2 protein-coding genes are annotated in these 825 nt (G+C 29.9%); both read left to right on the forward strand.

The annotated features are described in order from the left end of the window. Positions 1-35: 35 nt before the first annotated feature. A complete protein-coding gene (locus tag HM985_RS17105; protein WP_179377415.1) occupies positions 36-329 on the forward strand; it encodes a barstar family protein in 294 nt (97 codons plus the stop codon). After that, a complete protein-coding gene (locus HM985_RS17110; RefSeq protein WP_179377416.1) occupies positions 330-686 on the forward strand; it encodes a hypothetical protein in 357 nt (118 codons plus the stop codon). Positions 687-825: the final 139 nt, after the last annotated feature.

Genomic DNA, 825 nt, shown 5'->3' on the forward strand with positions numbered 1-825 from the left:
CATACACAAAACCGTTGGCAGTAATTTAAAACGAAATGGTAACATTCAAAATTAGCGGTCGAAAATTAACAGGTTGGAAAGCTTTTCACTCTGAATTTAAAACGGAATTGAATTTTCCAGTTTACTACGCAGAAAATATGAATGCTTGGATTGATTGTATTGACGAATTGACTGAAGGACCTACTCTACTGCTAATTGAAAACGGAAAACATTTGAAAGAAAACGCAACTGAATTACGAAATGCAATCTTCGTATGTGGAGCTTTCGTTAATTATAGGAAAATAGAAATCGGAGAAAATCCGAATTTATTAATTGCAACTGATTGTTAAATGAAAAATAGTAAAATAATTAGGTGTGTAATAATAGTGTTATTATTAACTAATTTTAGTTGTTTCAATTTCTGTAATGGAAAATGGGCTGAATATGATAAAAGCTATTTATTCAAAATTGAAAGCATTAGTCAGACAAAAGGTGCTATTTGTGTTAATGACTCATTGAAAATTGATGTTTCTTATAATAATGATAAACCTTATCCAACTATGCTACACGATTTTATTAAAGAAAATGATTCTTTGATTGTTCCTGCTAATAATGACACTCTTTTTATAGTTCGGAATGACAAAAAATATTGGTTTAAAAAATATGGAATTACTAGTTACAAATCTTATTCCGAAAATGATAATTAAAAAACTACTGCCAACACCGTGTATAATTAATTGCTTTGTTCTTCCCTACTTGCGAAAATTCCTGCGGAATTTTCACGGGTTCGTAAAAGTTTACTAATTTAGTTGCTAAACCACGCAACTAACCATACACAAACACGTT

It is taken from the genome of Winogradskyella wichelsiae (assembly GCF_013403925.1).
GTDB classification, from domain to species: Bacteria; Bacteroidota; Bacteroidia; order Flavobacteriales; family Flavobacteriaceae; genus Winogradskyella; species Winogradskyella wichelsiae.

What these genes read in the sequence shown, in the direction of transcription:
- HM985_RS17110 (WP_179377416.1), top strand. Translation starts at nt 330, where the DNA reads ATGAAAAATAGTAAAATAATTAGGTGTGTAATAATAGTGTTATTATTA.
- HM985_RS17105 (WP_179377415.1), top strand. Translation starts at nt 36, where the DNA reads ATGGTAACATTCAAAATTAGCGGTCGAAAATTAACAGGTTGGAAAGCT.